Consider the following 7164-nt stretch of genomic DNA (forward strand, 5'->3'; position numbering starts at 1 on the left):
GAGGTGAACCGATGGCGATCGCGAAGGAAGCGGCGGATGCCCGCTACCGGGCGGCGACGAATGCCGGACGGGCGACGCTCGACATGGCGGATTTGCTGTCCGCGGCGTATGAGCTCGGCGATATGATCAATTTTTCGGCGGATGCCGCCGATTACTTATATTGGAAAGGCGAAATGGAACGTAACGGAGAGGTTCAGGCGCTCGTCAAACGTTTTGCGAAAGCGAAGGAGAAATTTGAGGATTGTCAGCGGTTCGGCCGGTTCCATCCCGATTATCATGCGGCGAAGGATGAGGCGAATGCCGTCCAGAGAGAGCTGGACGCCCACGATTGCGTGCGCGGCTTCAAGGCCGCCGAGAAGGCGCTTGACGAGCTGCTGCAAGAAGTGTCTACCCTGATCGCGCGGGCGGTGTCGGAAGACATCAAAGTGCCGAGCAACGATCCGCTGCCGTCATCCGGCTGCGGGGGCGGTGGCTCGTGCAGCTGCGGAAGCGGCGGCTGCGGCTGAGAAGCGGCTGCCGTCCGGCTGATTTGCATATGCGTACTGTAACGGGGCTCCGAAACGATTTCGGACAGGGTCTCGAAAGCATCGCTTCATTTTGTCGAGTATTTGGGGAGTTTTTGAGTCGTTTTTAATTGGGGGAGTCGCTCATGTCAATGGAGGAGAAGGAAACGGCGCAGGCGCCTTCGGCGTTCGCGGAACGAACCGGCTATATCGTGTGGGTAAGCGATCTGAAAGCCGCCCGCAATCTCGAGAAATATGGAACCGTGCATTATATGTCGCGTAAAATGCACTATGTGGTCATGTACGTCAATACGGAAAGAGCCGAGGATACGGTCCGCAACGTCCAGCGGCTTCCCTACGTCAAAAGAATCGAGCGTTCCTACCGGAACGAAATCAAGACGGAATATTCCAAGGACGTCCAGGACAAAACGAGATTTTACAGTCTTTAGCGGTTTTCAGGATAGCCGTTATTGCGGAATTTTCGGCATATGTAAGATATAACCTTTTTTGGATCAGGTTTATTTTATTGGTTGAAGTGTCGGAATGGCATGGGATAAAATATAGGCAGTCATCTGGTAAAATTGACCTGCTTCCGGGAAGGGGTGGAGCGATGAAGGACAAAACGACGTCGAGATGGGGTACCTACGAGTCGTTTCATGTCGTTTTGGGCGATAAAAAGGTGGCCGATATCGTCATCACGAACCACGCCCGAAGCAGGTGGACGGACCGGATCGAGAGCGAGAAGACCGGTTTCGAGGATATCGCCGATTTCATGTGGCAATGCCTGAAGCAGGGCCGTGTGGAGCCTTACTACCGCAACGAGCAGGACGTATATTTAATCGACGACGATCTGGTGTTCGTCGCCGAGTTCTCATCGCTTCCGGGCGAAACGGATTTGCTCGGCAACCCCCTTCATAAAATGATCGTCGTCACTTTCCTTGGCCGGATGTCCGAGACGATCGAGCTGCGGGATCTGAAATCCTATTATTCGTGGCTCCGCCATTCGAGGCGAATGACGCTGATCAAGAACAGCCGCAAGCGCAAATAGCAGGCGGCAGCCGACCTATGATTGCCGAACACATGCATACCGCATGTGTTTTTTTGTTTCTGTCGCTCTTTCGGGGCTGCGTTTGTTATAATGAATCCGTGTACAGAAAGGAGAATGTGGGCTCATGGCGCTTAACTTTCACCAGCTCCATATCTTTTTCACCGTTGCCGAGCGGGGCAGTTTCTCCGCGGCCGCCCAGGCGCTGCACATGACGCAGCCGGCCGTGACGATGCAGGTGCAATCGCTTGAGGATTATTTCGGCACGAAGCTGCTGCTCCGCTCCACCAAAAGGATCGAATTGACCGACGCCGGCCGGGCTTTGATGCCGTTCGCGCAGCAGTCGATCGAATTGATCCGGGAAACGGATGCCGCGATTTCCAAATTTACAACGCAGTTGAAGGGCCGGCTGCAGCTCGGCGCAAGCCTTACGATCGGCGAATACATATTGCCGCGGCTTCTGGGGCCTTTCGGCCAGGAATATCCGCATATTTCGATCAGCATGAAAGTTATGAATACCGCGCAGATTATGGAAGAGATTCTTAATCACCAACTGAATTTCGGCTTGGTCGAGGCTCCGGTGAACCATCCGGATATGCATATGGAGGCGGTCATGAGCGATGAGCTGAAGCTGATCGTACCGGCTTCCCATCCGCTCGGCCAATCCAGAGAGGTGACGCTGGACGAGGCTCTTTCCTATCCGTTCGTTCTGCGGGAGCAAGGCTCCGGCACGAGGCTGGTGATGGAGGAGCAGCTTCGGTCCCGGCAGATCGATCCGGCGAAAATGAACCTGGTCATGGAGCTCGGCAGCACGGGAGCAGTCAAATCGGCGGTAGAAGCGGGAGTCGGGCTGTCGATCGTTTCGGCTTCATCGGTGAAGCATGAAGTGGCGCTCGGCCTGATCCGGGTCGTGCCGATTTCGGACGTGCGCTTCAAACGGAAGTTCTACTCCATCTATCTCAAGTCCGCGCTTCTGCCGATTTCCGCGGTCACGTTTCTTACTTTTCTGAGGGAGAGGGATTTGCAGCAATGGTTATAAACGGCCGCGCGGATTTGCATACGCATACGAATGCCTCGGACGGGACGGGCGAACCGGCGGGCAATGTCCGGCTTGCCAAAGCGGCGGGACTTGCCGCCGTGGCCGTTACCGACCACGATACGGTCGCTGGAGTTGCGGAGGCGGTGGCGGAGGGCGCCAAGCTCGGTATAACCGTTGTTCCGGGTGTCGAGGTCAGCACGGTGGCCGAAGGGCGGGATATTCATATTCTCGGCTATTACCCGGATTTGTCGGACAACGTTTGGCTGGAGCGGCTTCACTCGCTGCGCGGCGTCCGCGGCGCCCGAAACGGGATGATGGTGGAACGCTTGCGTGAGCTCGGGCTGGAGGTGTCGATGGAAGAAGTGTTGGAAGCGGCGGGCAAGGACGGCCGAGGCGACAGGGCCGTCGGCAGGCCCCATATCGCCGCCGTGCTGGTCGCCAAGGGGTATGTATCCTCGATGGAGGAAGCGTTCGAGCGGTATTTGGCCTCAGGGGCCGCGGCTTACGTCAATCCGCCGCGGATCACGCCGTATCAGGCGATCGACTGGATTCACGAAGCCGGCGGAGCGGCGGTTATCGCGCACCCCGGATTGTACGGCGCGGACGGGCTGGTTGAAGAGCTGCTGCGTTGCGGAGCGGACGGGATCGAGGTGTTCCATTCCGACCACGGTCCGGAGGAAGAGTCGCGCTATGGGGCGATGGCGGACAAGTTCGGCGTCATCGCGACGGGCGGCTCGGATTATCACGGCAAGCGGAACGGAGTCGTCTTTCACGGCGAGCTCGGAAGCCGGACGGTCGACGCTTCCGTTATCGCCCGGCTCGAGAGCGTCAGCCGGGGGCGGGCGTGAAGAGAGGGCTCGGCGCGAAAGGGGCGCGGTCGAGGCGGTCGGTTCCTCGGCGCCTGCTAACAATAAAGCCGCGGCTCTTTCGGGTCCGCGGCTTTGCCGTTTCTGCCGTGTCGGAAAGTATACGTTTATGCGCGCAGCGGGAAACTCAACCTTTCTCGATCCGCGATACAAACTTCCCTGCTTACGAAGCGGGTTGCTTTGCAATCCTGCAGGTCGCGCCCTTTCCGAATGACTTCAATAGCCGTTTTTCTCACGTTTTGATTTGTGAAGGAAGCGCTTTGAGGCGCTGTTCGTCCGGTGTGACGAACAGCGTTTTTTGCTGCTCGTAAATGACGAAGCCGGGCTTTGCGCCGTTTGGCTTCCGCACATGCCGGATGAGCGTATAGTCCACCGGAACGAGGCTCGACGATCGTGCCTGGCTGTAATGGGCGGCCAGCATCGCCGCTTCCTCGAGCGTAGCGTTGCCGAAATCCGCGCCGCGGATGACGACGTGCGAGCCCGGAATATCTTTCGTATGCAGCCAGGTGTCGCCCGGCGCGGCAAGCCGGTTCGTCAGATATTCGTTCTGGGCGTTGTTTTTGCCGACAAACACGGGCACGCCCTCCGAGGAGGTGTAGCAGAGCAGCGCCGGCTTTGCCGGCTTTTTCCGCTTCGGTCCCCGTCTGCCCCTTGCTCGCAGGTAGCCCTGCTCGACGAGCTCGTCCCGTATTTCCTCGATGTCCTGCAGCGCCGCGCTGTCGAGCTGCTGCAACAGCGTATCGAAGTAGCGGATCTCCTCACGCGTCACCGCGATTTGTTCCGCCACGGCCGCCAGGCTGTTCTTGGCCTTTGTATAGCGGCGGAAATAACGCTGCGCGTTCTCGGGCGGCGTCAGCAGGGGATCGAGCGGAATCGTAACGGTCCGCTGGTTCTCGTCATAATAATCGACGACCTCGGCTGAGGTGTCGCCTTTGGAGATGCCGTGCATATACGCCGTGATCAGCTCGCCGAGAATACGGTGCTTGTCGGCATCCGTTGCTTCCTCCAGCGTCTCCTGCAGCTTCTGCAGCTTTTTTTCGTTTTTTGCCTTCTCGTTCTGAAGAAAGCGGTATAGGTCGCCGGCCCGTTGCTTGACCGCGTCCCGTTCCGCCTTGTCCCCATAGTAGGCTTCCATGCAGGCGCTCACCGCATCAAAGGTTGTGGCCGGACCTTGAAGATGAGTGAGGGGCGTCACGGAAAAAAACGTTTTTCCGTTACCGTCCTCCGCGATGACCGGTTCGTACCGATGTGCGCGGAAACGTTCCATCATGTCGCGGAAAGCTTGCCATAAGCTGCTGTCGTTGTCCACCATATGGGCCGCGGATGCGGCCGCCCGGCGGTCGCTCCCGACATCCTCGACATCCTCGACATCCTCGGCATCCACGGCGGATTCGGCGGAGAAGGCGCGGTAGGCGATTTCTTTGGCCAGCAGCGGGCTGACGCCGCTGAATGCGGCGACCAGCCTTTTCTCGGGCGCCGCTCCTTCGGGTGCCGCGGCCATCGCCTCCGCGAATGCGGCGGACGAGCCGACCCGGAAAGGGTCGGTCTTCGCTTGCTCCGGCGGCGGCGTGTAGGTGCTGCCGGGCAGCACGACACGATAGCTGCTGATGGCCGGTGTGACGTGATGGATGCCGTCATGCACGGCGCCTGTCGAGGGATCGGTGAGGATGATATTGCTGTGCCGGCCCATCAGCTCGACGATGACCGTTTTGAGGGCATAGTCGCCCAGCTCGTCCCGCTGGCGGATATCGAACGACAGGATGCGCTCGTTGCCGGGCTGCCTGATCGCTTCGATCACGCCGCCCTCGCAATGCTTGCGCATCAGCATGCAGAACATGGGCGCTTCCAGCGGATTCGTCTGCGTCTGGGTCGTCCAGTGGACGCGCGGATATGTCGGATTGGCGGACAGCAGCAAACGGCCCTGCGCCTGCGCTCCGCGGATTTGAAAGACGAGCGTGTGCTCGTCGGGCTGATGGATTTTGGCGATGCGCGCGCCGACGATGATCCTCAGCTCATGCGCCAGGGCGCGGGTTACGATGCCGTCGAGAGCCATAACGCGATACCTGCCTTTATATTGTCATCTTTCTATCATGCCATAGTCCGGCCGAAAACTTAAGCTATTTCTCGCAAGGAGGGAGAAGGACCGGGCTTCTAACGCATGATTCCGGCGTTATTGGGGCCGGTGTGGCGTGGGATGGAAGGAAGTAATGTTGGAATGCGGCGTTAACGGCGGATGAGAGGGGAGTTGAGCGGGAGTTAGAGCTTATCCCTTAATAACTGGGTAATAAAGGGTAGAGGTGAGCAACGATGCGAACAAAACCCTGGACCCTGTCCGATGAATTTTGGGAAATAGTGAAAGACGAAATTCCACAGCGCAAACGAGATACAAACCGGGAATATAAAAGAAAACCGGGCGGGGGCCGAAAAGCAGCCGATCCGCGAAAAGTGCTGGAAGGGATTCTATACGTCCTTCGCACGGGCTGTCAATGGAATGCCGTTCCCCGTGAATATGGATCGTCCAGCAGCCTCCACCGATACTTCCAGCTGTGGACCGAGGAAGGCTTTTTTGAGCGAATCTGGGTGCTCGGTCTACAAACCTATGATGAACTGGAAGGCATCGGCTGGGAATGGCAGAGTATCGATGGCAGTCTCGTCAAAGCGCCGCTAGCCCTGGAAGCTGTCGGGAAAAACCCGACGGATCGGGGAAAAAAAAGGGACAAAGCGCAGCGTGCTCGTCGATCAGAATGGGCTGCCTTTAGCCTTGGCGATCGACGGGGCGAACCGGCATGACGTCAAGTTACTGGAAGAGACGCTGGACAATCTTGTACTCGAGCCGAAGCAGGCGGAAGAGAAGCCTCGTCCGCACTTATGCGCCGATGCCGGCTATACCGGAAAAAAGGCTCGTCAGCAGGTCATCGACCGTGGCTATGTCCCCCACATTCGATCCCGCGGCGAGGAGCAGCAAGAGAAGCAGGAAGGCAAACAGGCTCGCCGCTGGGTGGTTGAAGTGCTGTTCTCCTGGCTCAATCGCTTTCGCAAGCTGCATGTTCGCTATGAGAAAAAGTCGCGTAACTATCTCGGACTTCTTCATTTCGCCTGCGCATTGATTGTCTGGCGTAAAATGATTGCTGTTCACTCTCGTTGATTTATTTAGGGATAAGCTCTTAGTGTTGGATTCCGGCATTAATGGCGGTTGAGGAGGGGATCGAGTGAGAGTAGTGGTGGATTCCGATATTAATGGCATATGAGGAGGGAGTTGAGTGAGAGTAGTGTTAGAATGCGGCGTTAACGGCGGTTGGGAAGGGGATCGAGTGGGAACAGTGTTTGAATACGGCATGGGTGGGGGAGTGGGTGACGCGAGTTTGCGCAGAATTGTCGCATTCCTCGCCGACCCGTCTCCAGTCGCCGTCTAACCTGCAAAACGTCGCTTATTTCTCGCCGACTCGCCTCCAGTAACCGTCTAACCTGCAAAACGTCGCTTATTCCTGGCCGACTCGCTTCCGGTCGCCGTCTAACCTGCAAAACGTCGCTTATTTCTCGCCGACCCGCCTCCGGTCGCCGTCTAACCTGCAAAACGTCGCTTGTTTCTCGCCGACCCGCCTCCAGTCGCCGTCTAACCTGCAAAATGTCGCTTATCCGCCGCCGACCCGCTTCCGGTCGCCGTCTAACCTGCAAAATGTCGCTTATCCGCCGCCGACCCGCTTCCGGTCG

8 protein-coding genes are annotated in these 7164 nt (G+C 57.9%); 7 read left to right on the plus strand and 1 reads right to left on the minus strand.

Annotation, left to right across the window (positions count from 1 at the left end; all coding sequences use genetic code 11):
• The first annotated feature begins 11 nt into the window (after positions 1 to 11).
• From RWM61_RS07365 to RWM61_RS07385, 5 genes are all read left to right on the plus strand, one after another.
• On the plus strand, positions 12 to 506 hold the full coding sequence (locus RWM61_RS07365) for a YlbF family regulator (protein ID WP_313999042.1): 495 nt from the start codon (positions 12 to 14) through the stop codon (positions 504 to 506).
• Positions 507 to 649: 143 nt separating this feature from the next.
• On the plus strand, positions 650 to 952 hold the full coding sequence (locus tag RWM61_RS07370) for a YlbG family protein (protein WP_313999043.1): 303 nt from the start codon (positions 650 to 652) through the stop codon (positions 950 to 952).
• Between the two features lie 161 nt (positions 953 to 1113).
• On the plus strand, positions 1114 to 1551 hold the full coding sequence (locus RWM61_RS07375) for a hypothetical protein (RefSeq protein WP_313999045.1): 438 nt from the start codon (positions 1114 to 1116) through the stop codon (positions 1549 to 1551).
• A gap of 124 nt (positions 1552 to 1675) precedes the next feature.
• A complete protein-coding gene (locus RWM61_RS07380; protein ID WP_313999047.1) occupies positions 1676 to 2587 on the plus strand; it encodes a selenium metabolism-associated LysR family transcriptional regulator in 912 nt (303 codons plus the stop codon).
• Positions 2578 to 3435 carry a PHP domain-containing protein gene (locus tag RWM61_RS07385; RefSeq protein ID WP_313999049.1) on the plus strand — a complete coding sequence of 286 codons (858 nt, stop codon included), beginning with the start codon at positions 2578 to 2580 and terminating at the stop codon, positions 3433 to 3435. The genes RWM61_RS07380 and RWM61_RS07385 overlap by 10 nt, the downstream gene beginning before the upstream one ends.
• A 250-nt stretch (positions 3436 to 3685) precedes the next feature.
• Here RWM61_RS07385 and RWM61_RS07390 read toward each other — a convergent pair whose 3' ends face one another.
• On the minus strand, positions 3686 to 5506 hold the full coding sequence (locus RWM61_RS07390; RefSeq protein ID WP_313999051.1) for an NFACT RNA binding domain-containing protein: 1821 nt from the start codon (positions 5504 to 5506) through the stop codon (positions 3686 to 3688).
• 254 nt (positions 5507 to 5760) lie between these two features.
• Between RWM61_RS07390 and RWM61_RS07395 the strand changes: the two genes are divergently transcribed.
• Both RWM61_RS07395 and RWM61_RS07400 read left to right on the plus strand, forming a co-directional pair.
• Positions 5761 to 6598, plus strand: a protein-coding gene (locus RWM61_RS07395) for an IS5 family transposase (protein WP_313999054.1) whose coding sequence is annotated in 2 segments (ribosomal slippage) — positions 5761 to 6159 and positions 6161 to 6598 — 837 coding nt in all. Because the reading frame shifts where the segments join, the coding sequence is not laid out codon by codon here.
• 115 nt (positions 6599 to 6713) lie between these two features.
• Positions 6714 to 6866, plus strand: coding sequence for a hypothetical protein (locus RWM61_RS07400; RefSeq protein ID WP_313999056.1), 153 nt, complete (start codon positions 6714 to 6716; stop codon positions 6864 to 6866).
• Positions 6867 to 7164 lie beyond the last annotated feature (298 nt).

This window comes from uncultured Paenibacillus sp., from assembly GCF_963515335.1.
Taxonomy (GTDB): domain Bacteria; phylum Bacillota; class Bacilli; order Paenibacillales; family Paenibacillaceae; genus Paenibacillus_I.

Excerpts from the sequence above, each read along its gene's own strand:
- RWM61_RS07390 (WP_313999051.1), bottom strand. The coding sequence starts at position 5,506 with ATGGCTCTCGACGGCATCGTAACCCGCGCCCTGGCGCATGAGCTGAGG.
- RWM61_RS07375 (WP_313999045.1), top strand. The coding sequence starts at position 1,114 with ATGAAGGACAAAACGACGTCGAGATGGGGTACCTACGAGTCGTTTCAT.
- RWM61_RS07380 (WP_313999047.1), top strand. The coding sequence starts at position 1,676 with ATGGCGCTTAACTTTCACCAGCTCCATATCTTTTTCACCGTTGCCGAG.
- RWM61_RS07370 (WP_313999043.1), top strand. The coding sequence starts at position 650 with ATGTCAATGGAGGAGAAGGAAACGGCGCAGGCGCCTTCGGCGTTCGCG.
- RWM61_RS07385 (WP_313999049.1), top strand. The coding sequence starts at position 2,578 with ATGGTTATAAACGGCCGCGCGGATTTGCATACGCATACGAATGCCTCG.
- RWM61_RS07365 (WP_313999042.1), top strand. The coding sequence starts at position 12 with ATGGCGATCGCGAAGGAAGCGGCGGATGCCCGCTACCGGGCGGCGACG.